The sequence below is a fragment of the Borreliella valaisiana VS116 genome (genome assembly GCF_000170955.2).
Taxonomy (GTDB): Bacteria; Spirochaetota; Spirochaetia; order Borreliales; family Borreliaceae; genus Borreliella; species Borreliella valaisiana.
In genome coordinates this window covers 43,632-60,632 of record NC_012185.1, presented here as the reverse complement: position 1 = coordinate 60,632, position 17,001 = coordinate 43,632, and the positions used below count along the sequence as shown (strand labels likewise).

The following is a 17,001-nucleotide window of genomic DNA, read 5'->3' as shown; positions in this document are numbered from 1 at the left end:
AAAAAAGAATTAAGAAAAACTTTTTTAAAAATCCCACTATTAACTATCCCACATATACTCTTAATTCACATAACTTGAATATATATCAAATATTCTATTAAATCCTTTTAAACTAAAAATAGAATTGTTTAGACTCGTACTAATAATATCTTTTACATAAATTTTTGTACTAGAATCGTTAAAAGCTTTATCTTCAATTTCAAAATAAACAAAAGCATCAATTCCTTTAATATTTCCCTTTCTGTAAATTACCTCTTTTAAAATTTTCAAATCCTTGTCTTTGTGTAAAGTTTTAAAATCATTTTCATTAATTTTTAACAAATCTACAAATGGATAGATTGATTTTTCTTTTGATTGAAATTCAAACCTATTGTCTTCGGATTTTAATAAAACAAAATCTGTACTAAAATTTAAACCTAAAATATCTTTAAGTTCAGACGCACCCTTAACCTTATAGGATGAACTTACCTTAATTGGGATTTTGGCTTGTCTTCCTAACATAAAATGCCCTTTATTCCTAATAGATAAAAAGGCAAAATCCGTTTTTGATCCTGACATATAAATTAAACGTGTATCCCTATTATCAATATTAATAATTCTTAGCCCTACACTTTCTTCTAAATTGTTTTTTACATTAATTTTAAAATTCATCTTGAAAGCATAAATCCCGCTTTTTAATTGGGGATAATACAGATTTTCAAATTCTTTTATTAAACCTTTTTCATCCCCAGCATTTAATAAGGTTAAAACACAAAAATTAAGAACAATTGCAAACATCTTAAACATCGTTCATTACCTCTACTACCGATTTCTTACTTGCTTTGCTAAATGGCAAAATAGAAGAAAAAATAGCAAGAACTAACATGAAAATTGAAACATACATTATATCACTAGCATAATAAAATATATTAATGTAATATGCTTCTGAATAACCTGGAGGAGTAAAACTAATTTTTTGAAACTGAATAAAAAGTTTAGCAAAATAAGCCAATATTACTCCTATAACGATATTTATGACAGAAATAATGACAATTTCTAAAAATAGAGAGTAAAAAAGTTCCAATTTGGTTAAACCAATTGCTCTTAATGTGCCAAGTTCTCTAGTGCGCTCAATGCTTAATGCTGTCATTATTTGGAAAAATGCAATAAAGATAAGAAGAGATACTAAGACTAATATGAACATAAATGTTGTTCTCGTCATCCCTAAAACAGATTTAAAGTAAGGATTAATCTCAAACCAGTCATTATAATCAAATGCAATTCCCTTATCTTTTTTAAGATTATCTAATTTCTTTTTAAAAGTCTCTAAAGTAGAACTATCCTTTAAAAATACTTGGATCACATGTGCTCCACCCTCAAATGCAAACAGGTCTTTTAAAGTCTTAATAGTAGTAATTGCAAAAATATTATCTGCTGTTGAAAATGGAAATTTTACAATTCCAGCAACTTTAATATTTTGAAAATTCAAGCCTCTGCCGAGTAAATTTGTCATTAGTGTAAGATCAAAATTGGTTTCCGTTATTTTTTCTACACCAAATGAAGCCGCTAAATTACTCCCAAGTAAAAACTCACCCCCATTAGAATCATGAAAAATGGGCTCACCTTCTAGTAAAGACAAACTGCTTGTAATTATGTCTGGGTCTTCATAGGCAAATGCAAAAACTGGGTTACTTGTTGAAGAATTTCCAAGAAGCCCATCAAAATTAACTATTAAATTGGTGGATTGTAATTCATCATAACCAACTATTTCATCTCGTATAAGATTGATATCCTTTTCTTCAAGCAATAACTCATTCTTAAGACTACTAAATTTGGGATTAAAATAATTTTCTTTCGCAATTTGAATATGACCAGTTGAACTGACAAAGCTTTTTTCCATCCCTTCTCTGCTAAAATTCATATACCCAACAAAAACTAATAAAAATACCACGGAACTTGCTAAAAGCAAAGACAATAAGATTGTACGCCTTAAATCTCTAAAAATATTGTAAAAAGCCAATTTAAACAAATTCACCTCCCACTAAAGACAGTACTCCATCTTCTATTCTATAAAGTTTATTAGCCAAATTTTTTAAATTGTAATCATGAGAAACAAAAATTCCAATTGCATTCTTATCTTTAAGATACTTTTGTATTGAAGAATAAACAAAAATAGCTGTTTCTTTGTCTAAATGACTAGTTATTTCGTCTCCAATTATTAATTTGGGATCATAAACAAAAGCCCTTGCTATTCCTATCCTTTGCCTTTGTCCTCCAGACATATATCTAGGTTTTTTATTAACAAACTTTGAAAGTTTAAAAAATTCTATTAATTCTTCCGTTTTAGACCTTAATTGCTTAACACTTTTTCTTGAAAATCTTAGGGGCAATGAAATATTGTCAAAACCTGTAAGGCTTGGAATAAGCTCAAAATGTTGAAAGATTAACCCCACATTATATCTCCTAAATAAAGTTCTATCCTTTTCATTCATCGAACTTAAAAGGGTTGAGTTGAAACATATCTCTCCCGTATCAAGTGAATCTATTCCAGAAAGTAAATTCATAAAAGTTGTCTTACCACTCCCCGTAGGCCCTGAAATCCAAACCATGTCCCTTGATTTTAAACTCAGTGAAATATCCTTATTTGCATGAACAATTTCCTGCCCAATTTTGTATTTTTTATTAACTAATTTTAAATCTAGACTAATATCCCCCACAAAACCTCCTATATTTAAATTCAACTGTACAATTTAAAAAATTTTCTAAAAAAAATATCACTCAAAAATTATTGAACTTAATAAAAACCCAAATGATAATTTTTTATCCTGATTAATACCAACCTTGAAAACAAAGGGAACCTCCTTAAAGAACTTATAACCTATCCCAAAACCCAAGATATAAAGAAACTTTCCTTTATCTAAAAGGAAATCCTCTTTCACACCATATCCAATATCTGAAGACATCACCAAAAACAAGTCGGAAGCAAGATTTTTTAATGCTTCAAGAAAAAACAATCTATACTCCAATCCAAAATTAGAAACAACATTAAAATAAAGACTATCTTGATCCATTTTGGGAATAGTCAAAGCATAAAAATTTAAAGCATTATAATCAAATCCGGCTTCAAAAATAGAAGACTTTTTAAAATCGCCTGCCATTCCAAGATCAACCTTAAATCCCAACTCCCCAAAAGGAATAGAAACAAGATATTTTAAATTCCAATGTACTCTATAAAACTGCTCATTATTATCTGGTAAATACTTATATAAGAAAGATGTTCTAATATCTGCTCTCTGAAACTCTGAATAATAAATTGGAAATAAAATCGAAACCGTGTTTTCCAAGGTTAAAGCATTCTGATATAACCTATCAACACTACCTTCTGTTTCTTTGATTAAATGATTCATTAATCCCGATCTAAATCTATTTTCAAGCCTTAAATAATTAAAATTATAGCCAAACTCAAAATTGCCAATATGTTCAATATTCTTAGAATCAAAAACAAACGGGATCCTAATCTCATAAAATACCTTGGAAAAAAATCTCCTAAAATCATAAGCAAGTCCAGAACCAAATAAAAACATTTTGGAATAATCAGTTCCTAATCTAAAAAAAGGTGAGATTTTTGAATCATTCTCCTTAATGTTCAAAATAAAATCAAAATTATTTTCAAAATTATTTGGAATACTAAAATAATCAAGATGAAATTCAAAATCCACTCCACTTATTACTAAATCACTTAGTTCATTATCTAACTCATTTGCAAACACGCCGAAACAAATTGAAATCAATATTAAAAAAAACAACTTTTTCATGAATACCTTAAATCTTTATTAAAATTAAATTTGAAGTCATTTCTAGTAAAAGGAATTGCCTTCTTTTAATTTTTCAATTGCCAACACAACCATATTCCCATTAGGGAAGATAGCCTTAGCTTTTTTTAAACACTCAATTGCTTCCAATCTTCTATTGGTACGAATTAAAAAAGAACTTTTTACTAATTCTTTTAAATATTTTTGCCTATTACCAAGATTAATACCTTCTGCTTTATCAATATAGCTTTTTGCCAATAAAATTTTATAAAAATCCCTATTTGACACTCTAACTGTATAAAAAATAGACAAAGGAATAAAAACTTTAACGTTATTGACATCTATTTTTAAAGCCTCTTCTAAATGCCTCTTGGCATTAACAAAATAAAAATATAATCTATTTCTGTCATGAGGTATTAAATTTATAGCAAGCTCTCCCAATGCCCTAAAATAATCCGCTGGAACATTCTTTTCTAAAGAAATTTTAGAAGCAAAATTATAATTACAAATTAATTTTTGAATCAACTCATTGTATTTATGTGGATCATTAATTAAATAAGAAACGTCACACAAAACTAAGGACATAAGTAAATTCAAATAATTATATTGAATGCTTTCCCTTCTATATTTCATTAAAATATTATTTTCTATACTTTGAAGCTCATTTCTAAAAATTTTATCGGGTGCAAAAAAATCAAACTCAAAATTGCCAGAACAATATTTAGTATGAATGCTTTCTATTTTATTTATGTATTCTTCTATGCCTTTTTCAAAAGAGTATAAACCAACATTTACTAAAAAAATTAAACATACCCTTAACATACAAAAATTAACTTATAAATCTTAAATAAGTTATATTAACCCCCTATTCAACTAATTTTTTATAGGAAAATCCATAAACAAATTTCCACCCTTGTTTTGCTCTAGAACCATCTTGTGGAAAGCTCCGTTAGGAAATATTTCTCCGGCCCTAAGTATATATTTAAGGCTTTCTTTTTCATTTTTAAGAAGAAAATATGCCTGACTTATCCATATATATGCGAAATATTTTTCTACATCTGTTTGACCATGTTTAAGTCCCAACTGAGCAAATGATAAAGTTTTATTTGGATCTCCTCCTGCAATCCTTGGGGCATACAAATACCAACTTGCAATAGAAGTATTAGCAAATGAGTTTTTACTATTAATTTTTAAGGACTTTTCAAAATACTTTCTAGTCTCATTTGCAAGCTTACTTAAAGCTGCACCACCTGCATACCTCAAGAGCATTAAATTAACATCTCCTAAGACCCTATAAATATCACTTTGAATCACTCTTTCTAAACCTTTAAAATCTATTGATGCAATTAACTCTAAAAGAGATTTTTTAGTGGCTTTTAAAACAGAATAGCTTTTAGAAGAATTCTTTCTTCCTTCTTTATTCTGAAGAAGTCTGGCAATTTGATAATCAACAAGATTATTAAAATATTGCTTGATACCGGGACTCATTTCACCCAATTTCTCTTTAAATTCATTAAACATATATATATAGGAACCTTCATCATTTTTTTTTGACAATTCTTCAATTTTACCCGAATAATAGCCCTCTAATATGCTATAAAATTCTCTATTTGAAACATCAAATGAATATACATAACCAACACTAACAGACAATAATAAAAAACAACGACTAATAATTCCTTTCATAATCACTCCATTCAAACTTTAGCTCAATAAATTATACTTTTAAGGAAATAATAAAAAAATAAATTCAATACTGCGCATTCATTTCTAAAATTCACTCTTAAACATTGGTTAAAACATCCTCATAAACAGTAATTTTATGAAACATTCATTTCTTTGATTATTGGGAAAATATATTTTACAAAACCGATATATCTAACATAAAAACAGCTATACATAAATAAATAATTGACCCATACCATCTAAGTAATTCAACATTGAAACTTTAAGAAGAATATTTATGAGTAAATATTTTTAAATTTTAAAAATTAAAAAAGTTATTAATTAATACATACATTAACTTTTTTTATAAAAAATCAATATTTTAAAATTTATTGCTAATATAATTTATATATGTCAAATAAAGATCAAACTGTAAATATAAATTTTGTAAAAAAATTAAAAAATGTAAGTGTAAAAATACAAACTCATAAAGATAGCATTACAAACGAAGCTGAAACAAAACAATTTTTTATTAATCCATTTTTAGATGCAATGGGTTATTGCCACACTGACCCTTCATTTGTTCGGGTTGAGGTTGCAACCGGTTTTGTTAAAAAAGATGAAACAAAAGCAGACTATGTTCTTTGTGCTAAAGACAAAAAGCCCACTATTTTACTAGAAGCTAAGCGTTATAAAGAAAATCTTGAAAATCATTTTGATCAATTATTAAAGTATTTTTATAATCTTCGTTCTAAATATAAAATTGCATTTGCTATATTAACAAATGGTATAGAATATAGATTCTATACTGATTTAGACAAAGATAATTTACTGGACAAAGAACCCTTTTTAATTGTTAATTTAGAAAAATTAACATCTAAAGATTTTGAATATCTTGAAAAGTTTACTAAAAATTCTTTAAATATTGAAGAGGCTAGATCTTTTGCATTAGAAAAAAAATATACAGACAAACTTTTGGCTTATTTAAAAAAAGAAATTAAAAATATAAGTGATGATCTTCTTAATTTTATTAAAACTAAAATTGATTTTAATAAAACACATTCAGATGAGATATGTAAAAACATTATTAAAAATATTTTTAACATGCTTAATGAAAAAAGTGATATGTTAGTAAACAATAAAAAAAACAATAAAGAATTTATTAGAGATGGTAGAAATAGTAACAATATTAAAACTGAAAATTTAAAACGCTTTGAAAGGTTAAGTTCTGGTATGAAATTAATATATCAGAAATTAGAAAGGTTTATTTTTGATTTAAGTCCCAATGAAATTGAAAAAGTTGAAACAAAGTGGTACACAGTATTTAGAGTGTATAATAGGTGTTTTGCAGATTTTAGTTTTAAAGTAAATAAAATAAATATTACCGTTACTCCAAGTCAAGTAACTTTAAAAGAGGATTTTACTAGAGATGTTAGCAATATTGGAAAGCTTGGTAATGGGGATATTCAGATTTTTTGTACAGAAAATTCCAAAATTGAAGAAATCAAAGATCTTATTAAACAAAGTTACAACAATATTGTTTCAAAATATAGAAAAATGCATTGAATAATAATTAATTTATATACATATATATATGTATATAAATTAATTAATTAAATTTTTATCCATACCCAACATTCATTGCTATCTATTTTTTTTATATTTTTTTTCTAGCTATTTATTTATTTTAAATTACTAAAAACCCAAATAATTTGATTACTCTAATTTAAAAAGTATTTTTTTTTATATTCTTGGTTTATAGTACAAGAAAGTAGGTATTTACTTTGTTTCTTTTCAGGGTCATATTTTTTATTTTTATGATATACAATATTATATTTTTGTATATAAATCTTAGTATAAAGTATCTCTTTCATGTGGCACATGGCATTTTATAATCTAGCAAACTTATTTTAAGTATTTCTATTAATACAAAATCCTATTCTTTTTAAGCAGAATTTTTTTATCAAATTGGATAATATATGGGCATAAATCATGGTAGTTAAAATATCTGAATACTCTGCAATTTCTTGTTGTAAAAACGAATATCTTTGTTTTTTTTGACAAACATATGCTAAGCGGCTGTGCTAAGGCAAATAAAGATTACTTTTTTTAAAAAAATCCTAATTTTTTAGCTTTTTAGCCATCATTTCAGTTGGTCAAATTTTATTAACCGTATTATTATTTATAGTTTAGAAAATATAACTATTGACTATTATTTTCTAAACTAAATTTAAATTTTATTTCACCTATATCTATTTTAATAAGTCTTTATTTTAAAAATAATATTCTATCTTTACTAATTTTGCTTTTTTATATGACCTCTACCAGCACTACCTTTTATATCGGTCCAGTTATCGAGTTCAAATATCCTCATGCATGCCAGTATTAAAAGCAAATTCAATTAAATACCTGTTTCTATAAGAATTTTATACCTTTTATTAAATGAACTAAGCAATAACTTTACCTATTCTTTGGTTAATACTTTTCATAGCGCTCTATTTTCCTTTTTATTGCTTTTTGGGTATTTTTATACATTTTAGCTTTTGTATGAGACATATTAATAAAATATAAAAATTCCAAAAATACAAATCTCAAATAGATATTCAAGTCTTAAAATAAAATTCAAGTCTTCAAAGATGAAAACAAAAATCGTTATTAGAATAACTAAAAAATTTTTTTATTGTGACATCTTTTGTTAAAACTATACTTAAAATAGTAAAACTAGATAATAGAAAAGTTATTTTTAGCAAGGCAATTAACGAAATAAGTAAAAAATCTAAAAACTTTTTAGAAATTGAAAGAAAAAATGTTTATAATTTTAAAGATGCAACTCAATACGGAAAAGTTTTTATAACTAAAAATATTAAAAACCAAAAAATAAAATGATTTTAATATTAACAAAACTGGCTTTAAAGAATATATCAACTTAGGAATGCCTATAATTATGCCTCCTAAATACTACTACCGTAGGAATAGTATTGTTAGTGTTTTTTTATGCTGAACACACAACAAACCTTTATAAGTTGTTAAACTATTAACAACTTATAAAGGTTTTTATAGGTTGTTAATAGCTATAAATATACAAAAATATTTAAACATTTAGTAAAATTTAGAATTGCTGATAAAGCTAACAAATTAAGTTTAACTTTTCAAAAACTTAATAATAAAAAAAATTATTATTTATTTAACCTCTTTCCCATAAAAGAGGTTAAATAAATTTCTAAAATAAAATATGAATGGGACAAATAGAAAAGCCCCCCTTTTTTTTAAAAGAAAAAAAAATAGATCTTAAGTAATAAAGAAACTTTATTACTTAGAATTTAAATTTATTAAATGTTCTATCAAGTGTTATATTCAATATCTTAGAACATTATTAAGGAAAAAAGATAAAGAAAATACTAAATATTATAGGTTTAATATAGAACATATAAAAAGAATGGAAAACACTACATATGAATTTTACAGTAAAAAGCTAAAGAAATAATATATAAATGGATAGAAAAAGTCAAATATTATAACAATGGCGAACCTTAAGGGAAGTGTAGGAAAAAGTACATTATCAATACTATTTTCTTATATATTAAAAGGTTTGGGTAAAAAAGTGTTACTTATTGATATGGATTCACAAAACGCCATAACCTCCTATTTTGGGAAATACGTTTTTAATTTTGATAAAAATAATATTTATAATTTATTAATGGGAAATGCTTATTTTGATTAATGTGTAAACAAAATTAATGATCATATTTCTATAATCCCATTACACCCCTTTCTCTATGAATTTAATTATGAAAATATAGATACTAAGGGAAATTTATTGGATTTTTGTTTAGATAAAAATTTTCCAAGCTGTAATTTTGACTACATTTTACTTGACACACCACCCAGTTTTGGTTTTATTTTAAAAAATGCATTAAATACTACAAATCACATTGTTATTCCAGTCCAACCGGAAACATGGTCAATAGGGAGCTTAGAAATATTGATACAAAATATTATAGACAAAAGCTATAATATTTCAATTGTTGTAAATCAATTTATTAAAAACAGAAATATCCTTAAGGAAGTTGAAGATGCCCTGTATAGGAAATATAGTAATTATATAAAGGGCAAAATTCATTATTATAACAGTATAAAAGTTTTTAGAATTAATCGTTTGAAACCAGATTTAAAGAGTAAATATTATAAAGAAGCAAACAATGTATTAAAAAATACCTTAGATTTATAACATTTTTTGTATTTTCCCCCGGGGAATATAAATCGGGGAGCTTGAAATGAAAATAAAAACCAAGAAAGAAAAATAAAAACTATTTATCAATCGTTTTGGAAATTATAAAGAAGGAACAAATTTAAATGATGATCAAGACAAAGAATTAATAAATTATAACAATCTAAAAGAACAACTTAAATATAACCTAAAAGGTGATATTAACAACAAAATTCAAAGAATGAAAATATTATATGAAATAAAAGAAAAAGAATTATATAAATACGATGGTTTTAAACGATTTAATGATTTTATAAAATCTTTTGAAGTTGCAAAAAGTCAAGCGTATAGATACTTAAAAATTTATAAAAAGTTTTAGAAGGCAAAGTATCCATTGATAAAATAAAAAAGTGAACTTTAAATCTGCATTAAGATATATAGAAAACAAAAATTTTTAAAACAAAGATACCCACAGAGAATTTAAAGATAACAATGAAAGTATTCCCATTAGAATTTTAATAAGGGATAAGGAAATATATAATTTTTGTAAACAAGATACCAAAAGGTTGTATTTTATTATTGAAAAAATTTATAAAGATAAAAAAAGATGTTTTACCTGAGCTTATAATTGAGTATGAAAAAAATAAAAAATTAACCTATTGATTCAGAATGAATATTATGAGAGCGCTCATTCGAGTTAAAATTTAATTTCCCATACTATTTGTTCGTTGTAAATGGAACTGCCAATACAGGTCTTTTTGTTATATGCAATTTCAATCCAAAGTAACTAATAACCAATCACTATACCTAATGTAATGATAATTTGTTGTTTATAATAGATTTAAGTTTTTTTCTAATTTAATCTCGAGGAGATGACTTCAAGAAAATTTTTTAAAAATATCATTTGATCATTTATAGCGCTTATAAAATTGGTTAAAACTGAACATATAGTTAATGCCAAAAATGAAAATATAAGAGATATTGAGCTCTTAATAGAAGTTATAGTTCCTAAAACTTTTGAATCTACATTTTTTTAAAAAAAATATTCTAAATTATTAGAATAAATAGAAATTAAAATTACTAAAAATATGATTATAACAATTAACACGTAAATATGTGAAACCTTTTTATTAAAATTGATAATAAAAATATTATAGTTAAAATAACATAAATATCATATTTTTAATGTTTAATTTTTTCAAATGCCCATGCCCCCGCAATATCTGATATTAGCATTGACTCTTCAATTGGCTACTTTACTTTAGTTTTAAAGGAATTTATGTGGGCATAGAAGAAATTTACAATTGAGTTAGAAATTGGCTGGTTCGGGGGCCGTTCTAGTGTTGCTAGAATGCATGAAAAAGGGAGCTCTAATTTACCAGTACGAAAACACTTAACTAAAATTGCTGGTAGTTCTGAATTTAGAGAATATATCAGTAATAGTTATGTGAATTCTAAGTTTCGTACTGATCCTAAATTGGTAATGAATGCTATTGGATAAGCTTTTATAAGATATTACCAAAATTATGTGCTATCAGGGCAAGTTAAACCGGGTTTAAAGGCTGGCACAATCGAAAGTAAATCAAAAAAAGGTAGTAATACTGCATCAATTCCGCTTGTGGATACGTTCAAAATGTTATCAGAACTTGCTTATAAGGTACTTGAATGATTGTAACTCTAGATGTGATTTTAAATCATTTAATCAAAATATTTAAAGGGTTTAAGACCTATGCAACTGAAAATAATTTTGAATGCGAGATTATGAATACTTACAATCACCCATATCTTTCAAAAATTACAACTGCTAGTCCTAATATAGTATAGTAGCATTGAAATTTGATGGTACACAACATCTATTTAATCACGACTGTAAACCCGGTGCATTTTACGAAAATGCTTTGGAATTTAGTTTAGATTTTCAAATATATATTATTGCGGTAGTGTTAAATGCTAAAGATTTTGATGCTAATTCTCGAATGCTAATGCTTTACGACATGCTTAGCAAATTTTTACATAATAGAGTCCATAAATACACGTTAGAAAGTCAATCTCAACACGAATATATAAGCAAAATTAACTTTTATATTTATCCAACATCTAACATGCAAACAGTTGGACTGATAAATTTAGGTACAAAATATAGCAACCATGCATACAATGTATCTGTAGCATTCAATGCTAGTATAAAAATAACCGAAATTTTAAAGGAGGAATACAAAATTGCCGGAAGATACAATTAGCGTAAGCTTGGTTAAAGCTAGCATTCAAGCTAACACGCCCAATTATTACAAGCCACTTTTGGTCTACAAAACAGCCAAAATCAAGGTTAAAAAAAATTCTGTTAACCATAAAACATTAGATCTAACTGTTAATAATTATGAAAAAGAAATTCAAACTTTAGAAAAAGAAAATGGCAATGGAGAAGACCAGTTTGGAAAAGAAAAAACACTGTTAACAACCGCAATGAAAGATTTTTTCAATTCGACTGAAGAATCTACAAAATCCGCTGTTATTTTCATATATAAGGATAAACCCGAAGAATTAAAAAATTATCTAAAAGTACATAGACACTCTTTTGTTATGCTTATTAATACTGAAGGTGATAATTCAGATGATGGACTAAAAATTTACAAAGACGACTATGATAAGTTCAAAATGTCTTCAACTTTTTTTGTATTCTCAACTAAAGAACAAGAAATAAAAGAACTGTTTAAGGATAAAGGCAATATTGAAAAAGAAAGGAATATTGTTGTTTATAGTAATAACAAGGACAATTTACATCTTAAATTTATAAGTGCGTATTTGCATCAAGCAAGTATTTTTCATTCTGTTAATCTTTATGGTATGCCACTAGCTGCTAAACCACTTCTTGACGACGCTGTAATTAAAGAGTTAAGGGATACAAAAATTAACTTTTACTCACTTCTTAATGAAACTGGTCTTGATGGTATATCTGCTTTTAAAGAAGGAGTTGATCTATCTGGAAAATCCATAGACGAGCTTTTTACTTACCTTTATATAAAAAACGAGGCTATTGTTGAGCTTATTCGAATTTGGAATAAAAACAATAGACAAAACAGTAAATTATCTGCACTCCAACTTAGTGGCGCTAGAGATAATGCGTACACTTCTGCTATTGAATGCCTACTAAAACGGTTTATTGATAGGAGACTGATTGTAGAATATAAAGACTTAAATCTTACCCTTTCGGGTACTAAACAGCTTAAATTAGAACTTAGTGTGAATATTACTTACAACTTTAGTATTAATGCTGTTACTTTAGTAATTACTTCTCAAGATATAGTTGATTATCAAAATAGTTTAAACGTATAAGGAGTTAATATTATGCAATTTTACGATTTAAGAGAAGTTTACTTTTCAATAGGGTGGTATATACAGCTGCATAGTGGCAAACTTGAGCTTACAAGTGAGCCTACAACAAGAGCAGTTGTTAGTACTGAAGATAAAGGATTTCCCAGTAATAAGCTTACAAGACCCTAAAACGATAACTTATATTTTTAACATTGAAGTTAATCTAGGTAGTCACGATTATATTGCGTTAACTGAAATTGCAGACGATCAGTTTTATAACATGGATGTTAGCAAATATGATAAAATGCTTGATTTAGCGTTCAATGATAGAATTGCTACCAAAATTATTTCCAACCATGCAATTTTCACTGAAGAACCATCAAGAAGTTATTCAGCTAAAGCTGAAAAAGTGACTTTTGAAATTAGGGCTATTAATTGCCAAAAAACACACCCAAACAAAAATTAAAAGGAGATTTTTTCTATGATAATGAGATATAAAATGAAAATTTTAACCAAAAATAAAACCTATGAATATCCACTTAGAGTATTACCGGTCTATGAATGGGATAGAGTGCTTGGATTTAATCAAAGCGACGCTATTTATAAGCTTAATGAGGTGAAATATTTAAGAGAAATTACAAGTTTAATGATAAGTCCGAAATTTTTAGATGAATTCTATGTAATTTTAGATGCAAATAGAAAATTTATCTCTTATTATAAGGACTATCTTATTGCTATTATTTACACTGCACAATTTAATACTTTTCATGCAGATAATGATCTTAAAAACCCCGCTTTAGTATATTTGAGTGAATACGAAAATAATATTGGTGATTTTGTTACTTTTGACTACATCAATGATAATTTTGATTATGCAAAAGCAACTTCTTCACTTACATCAAATTCTACTGAACTAGTTGCTAAATGAGCAAAATAAATAAAGAGATTGGCAAAACTATTGCAAGTCTTAATGAAAGCAGAAAAAAGTATTTTAAATTAATTGATAAAATAAAAAACGATAAATACTATTTTCCAATAATTATGAATATTTGCTCGTACGATGATGCTAAGAAATTGCCTTATGATGAGCTTTTAGAAGTTAACCGTATAGCTGATCTAAAATTATAAAAAGAATTATATGAATTAATTTTGAGTAAATGAGGGCTTAATGCGCGACAAATTCACCATTAAATTTAAAGGTGTTCTTGATCATGCAGCAACAAAAAAGGCCATCGAACAAAACATTACCAAAATGGAAAAATATCTTAAACCTAAAAAATCTAGTTTGGGTAGTACTAAAGATATTGTAAAAAGTAATTTGTCAGATAAGAAAAAAGAATTAAGCAAACAATCTAAATTTGAAAGCTTAAGAGAGCGTGTTGAGAAATATAGACTTACAGAAACTAAAAAGCTTATGAAACAAGGCGTGGGCTTTGAAAAAGCTAGAAAAGAGGCTTTTCAAAGATCTTTAATGTCAGATAGAAACAAAAGGTGCCTTGAGTATAAAGAACTTGCAAAAGAATCAAAAGCAAAAAGTAAACTCCCAAGGAAAAGGCCTTGTTGCCAAAATTGCTATAGATAGCACCCTAGGAACTGTTATTGGTAACGCTGTTAGTAGAGCAAGTGATGGGATTTTGGCTTTGCATTTGGCTGGATTAAAAAATCAATTGAAGCAGTTTCTCAATAGAAAAAAGTGCAACACCTCAATAGCGCATTTTATATAGAAAAATAACGAGCATTATTTATGGGGACTAAGGATAAGGAAGGGAATATTACCGGGGGAATTCTTAATACTAGGAAAGGATTTGAGCGCAGCTTAAAAAAAGAAGAGTTTTTAAAGCAATTTTCTCTTATTAAGGGGGGCAATCTAACAAGCATGAAACAGTTAGCTTATGAGAGATTAAAATTTGCGGGAGAAATTATGGCTGATCTTGTATATAGCGGTCAAGCTAGCATGCAAGAGGCTGCAGCACTTGTTAACACGCATATTAGAGGACATAGGTACCTTTATAAAATGATGTCGGGCACAAAAATAGGCGAAAAATATACAGTATAAGCCAAAGATAACTATGAAAGAGACGCTCTGTATCATAATTTTGACTTTAGGTTTAAGAAACTTGTAGAAATAGGCAGTGACTATGCAAGTTTCGGCCTTACAAAGCATGTTGATAAGAAAAGAAAAGATTGATAGTAATTTAACCAGACTTGAGCAATCTCTTATGGATATAACTGCTGCGGGTATGCAACCAGTGCTTGAGGATGCTTCAGAAGTAATTGAATAGGTCAAAAACATAATGAAAACCTATAAAGAGAAGGCATGTCCGGGATTGTAAAACGCATAATTGATAGCTTTCTCAATCCCATATTTGATTCAATCACGAGCTTATTCAATAAAGTTATGGGGGGGTCACGGGATTAAGATGGCTTATAGATTTTATTATAGGAAAATGAAGGGGAAAAAAGGTAATTCTATGGACATAAAAAATAAAAATATCGACAATTTCGAAAATAAAAAAGAAAGGGAAATGTCGTGTGAAGAAATTAGACAATTAATAAAAGATATATCAACCCAACTATTTGCTCTTTTTAGAACAGATAACTTCTTATTGCTATACCCACGACCAGATTTAAAAGGTCTTGGATATGTACCACAATTGTTTTTTATAAAACCAAAAACCCAGCTAATATCACGAACTTACAATACTAATTGCTCTAAACGCCCGGTTATCAACTATTATAATAGAAAAGCAGAATATGTAAGCTACAACCCCATAATGGTGGGAGAACATATCTCATTAAGTGGTAGGGTATTAACCTATATGTACAAACATATGTTTTTAATATTCAAAACAACTATTTTTGGCAATTGCTTGCTCTACTTTGACTCACACCTTGTAAAAGAACAACTCTAGTAAACAGACTACAAGCTCAAGTTCCTTTTACTGTCTAAAGTCCAACTTTTAGGCTAAAATAATTGGCTATAATTACAAGTCTTTCGTTTAAGGACACTCCCTTTATCTATGAAGTTGGTGTTAGTCTATCAATGAAAGTAGTGAAAACATTTAAATTAGAAAAATATAAAGGATAGCATATGTTAGTAACTCATGATTTTAAAATTGAGTTCTACGATGTATATGAATCAAAAGAATCAATTGATGAAACTCCTTTTCCGAAAAGGATTCCTAAAATTATAATCAATACACAAGATGGAATTCATGTTGATATTTCCATATTTAATAGGTTTGCATAAGAATTAAGTACTGTAAGTTCTAAACAATCAAAAATTGTACTTTGAAACTTGCCTCTAGACTTCACCGACCACATCAAATTCGGAGATATAGTAAAAATACATTATAAGAAATTTGCTCATGAAAAAAAATTTGATTTCATAATGGCGAACACTTTAGGGACTCCTATGAGCACTGATTATACCGATGGAGACTTTAGTGTAGAGTACGCAAATATATTAAAAGTTCTGCTGATAAAGCCAATATATATCTAATTTTGAAAAAAGATTTACTAGACGCAGGTAAAACAAGTATTAATAATCCATAATTTATAGCAAAACTTTGGGAAACGTTGTATCTTACAACTCCTAGTGACACTTTACTTGAAGGAGATATAGAAATTGATGAACTCAATCCAACTGGACAATTAAAATCTTATAAAAGATCACTTAAAAAAAAGAAAATATGTTTATATGAAAGCAAAATACAAGCTTGACCTTAAAAACTATCCCTACTTAAACATAGACTCTCAAATTAGAAACATATACTCTAGGATTATTTCAAATAACTATTCTGATATGGGAATTAGTTTTGAATATCAAGATTTTTTTGCTCCTGTTAATGAAGTAAAAGGAATTAAGTTTATGGAAATAAGCACTTGTGTTAAAGATACTGATAGTATCTCAAAAATTAGTAATAGCGATTTTCAAAAAAATCAAGATATCGCCATTGATGATGATACAATGCTAATTTTCAATACAACTGAACGATTAATTATTGGTATTGACAACTCATAAAT

14 protein-coding genes and 8 pseudogenes are annotated in these 17,001 nt (G+C 27.1%); 16 read left to right on the top strand and 6 right to left on the bottom strand.

Going from position 1 to position 17,001, the window contains the following annotated elements; all coding sequences use genetic code 11:
• Positions 1–60: 60 nt before the first annotated feature.
• From BVAVS116_RS05790 to BVAVS116_RS05765, 6 genes are read right to left on the bottom strand one after another with little or no spacing between them, the layout of a single operon-like run.
• Positions 61–786 (bottom strand): hypothetical protein, encoded by a 726-nt coding sequence (locus tag BVAVS116_RS05790; protein ID WP_015899318.1) that lies wholly within the window; start codon positions 784–786, stop codon positions 61–63.
• Positions 779–2,008, bottom strand: a complete 1,230-nt coding sequence (locus tag BVAVS116_RS05785; protein ID WP_040351409.1) for an ABC transporter permease — start codon at positions 2,006–2,008, stop codon at positions 779–781. The genes BVAVS116_RS05790 and BVAVS116_RS05785 overlap by 8 nt, the downstream gene beginning before the upstream one ends.
• A complete protein-coding gene (locus tag BVAVS116_RS05780) occupies positions 2,001–2,696 on the bottom strand; it encodes an ABC transporter ATP-binding protein (RefSeq protein ID WP_040351408.1) in 696 nt (231 codons plus the stop codon). The genes BVAVS116_RS05785 and BVAVS116_RS05780 overlap by 8 nt, the downstream gene beginning before the upstream one ends.
• 57 nt (positions 2,697–2,753) lie before the next feature.
• Positions 2,754–3,794: a hypothetical protein gene (locus BVAVS116_RS05775; RefSeq protein ID WP_015899315.1), complete on the bottom strand. Its 1,041-nt coding sequence runs from the start codon at positions 3,792–3,794 to the stop codon at positions 2,754–2,756.
• 42 nt (positions 3,795–3,836) lie between these two features.
• Complete coding sequence (locus BVAVS116_RS05770) at positions 3,837–4,613, bottom strand: hypothetical protein (protein ID WP_015899314.1); 777 nt, start codon at positions 4,611–4,613, stop codon at positions 3,837–3,839.
• Between the two features lie 51 nt (positions 4,614–4,664).
• On the bottom strand, positions 4,665–5,477 hold the full coding sequence (locus BVAVS116_RS05765; protein WP_015899313.1) for a hypothetical protein: 813 nt from the start codon (positions 5,475–5,477) through the stop codon (positions 4,665–4,667).
• A gap of 390 nt (positions 5,478–5,867) precedes the next feature.
• On the opposite strand from BVAVS116_RS05765, the gene BVAVS116_RS05760 reads away from it, so the two are divergent.
• From BVAVS116_RS05760 to BVAVS116_RS06895, 16 genes and pseudogenes are all read left to right on the top strand, one after another.
• On the top strand, positions 5,868–7,022 hold the full coding sequence (locus BVAVS116_RS05760; RefSeq protein ID WP_015899312.1) for a type I restriction endonuclease: 1,155 nt from the start codon (positions 5,868–5,870) through the stop codon (positions 7,020–7,022).
• Positions 7,023–8,138: 1,116 nt separating this feature from the next.
• Positions 8,139–8,342, top strand: coding sequence for a hypothetical protein (locus tag BVAVS116_RS05755; protein ID WP_015899309.1), 204 nt, complete (start codon positions 8,139–8,141; stop codon positions 8,340–8,342).
• A 201-nt stretch (positions 8,343–8,543) separates the two neighbouring features.
• A complete protein-coding gene (locus BVAVS116_RS06835; RefSeq protein ID WP_322786710.1) occupies positions 8,544–8,672 on the top strand; it encodes a DUF226 domain-containing protein in 129 nt (42 codons plus the stop codon).
• Between the two features lie 79 nt (positions 8,673–8,751).
• Positions 8,752–8,940, top strand: a complete 189-nt coding sequence (locus BVAVS116_RS06830; protein ID WP_322786709.1) for a DUF226 domain-containing protein — start codon at positions 8,752–8,754, stop codon at positions 8,938–8,940.
• Between the two features lie 36 nt (positions 8,941–8,976).
• Positions 8,977–9,684 (top strand): annotated as a pseudogene (locus tag BVAVS116_RS05750) (ParA family protein).
• 85 nt (positions 9,685–9,769) lie between these two features.
• Positions 9,770–10,326, top strand: a pseudogene (locus BVAVS116_RS05745) (chromosome replication/partitioning protein).
• Positions 10,327–10,855: 529 nt separating this feature from the next.
• Entirely contained in the window at positions 10,856–10,954 is a 99-nt protein-coding gene (locus BVAVS116_RS06985) for a DUF1506 family protein (RefSeq protein ID WP_081581236.1), read from the top strand.
• Between the two features lie 60 nt (positions 10,955–11,014).
• Positions 11,015–11,332, top strand: a pseudogene (locus BVAVS116_RS05740) (hypothetical protein).
• Positions 11,329–11,903 (top strand): annotated as a pseudogene (locus tag BVAVS116_RS05735) (DUF764 family protein). The pseudogenes BVAVS116_RS05740 and BVAVS116_RS05735 overlap by 4 nt, the downstream one beginning before the upstream one ends.
• Positions 11,884–12,996: a DUF787 family protein gene (locus BVAVS116_RS05730; RefSeq protein WP_015899303.1), complete on the top strand. Its 1,113-nt coding sequence runs from the start codon at positions 11,884–11,886 to the stop codon at positions 12,994–12,996. The pseudogene BVAVS116_RS05735 and the gene BVAVS116_RS05730 overlap by 20 nt, the downstream one beginning before the upstream one ends.
• A gap of 12 nt (positions 12,997–13,008) precedes the next feature.
• Positions 13,009–13,441, top strand: a pseudogene (locus BVAVS116_RS05725) (DUF1463 family protein).
• Positions 13,442–13,456: 15 nt separating this feature from the next.
• Entirely contained in the window at positions 13,457–13,903 is a 447-nt protein-coding gene (locus BVAVS116_RS05720; RefSeq protein ID WP_015899300.1) for a DUF1473 family protein, read from the top strand.
• Positions 13,900–14,103: a DUF1322 family protein gene (locus BVAVS116_RS05715; protein ID WP_015899299.1), complete on the top strand. Its 204-nt coding sequence runs from the start codon at positions 13,900–13,902 to the stop codon at positions 14,101–14,103. Before BVAVS116_RS05720 ends, BVAVS116_RS05715 begins: the two co-directional genes overlap by 4 nt.
• A gap of 40 nt (positions 14,104–14,143) precedes the next feature.
• A pseudogene (locus BVAVS116_RS05710) lies at positions 14,144–15,394 on the top strand (DUF759 family protein).
• A gap of 52 nt (positions 15,395–15,446) precedes the next feature.
• Positions 15,447–16,063, top strand: a pseudogene (locus BVAVS116_RS05705) (DUF792 family protein).
• A 3-nt stretch (positions 16,064–16,066) separates the two neighbouring features.
• A pseudogene (locus BVAVS116_RS06895) lies at positions 16,067–16,999 on the top strand (DUF276 domain-containing protein).
• The last annotated feature ends 2 nt before the right edge of the window (positions 17,000–17,001 follow it).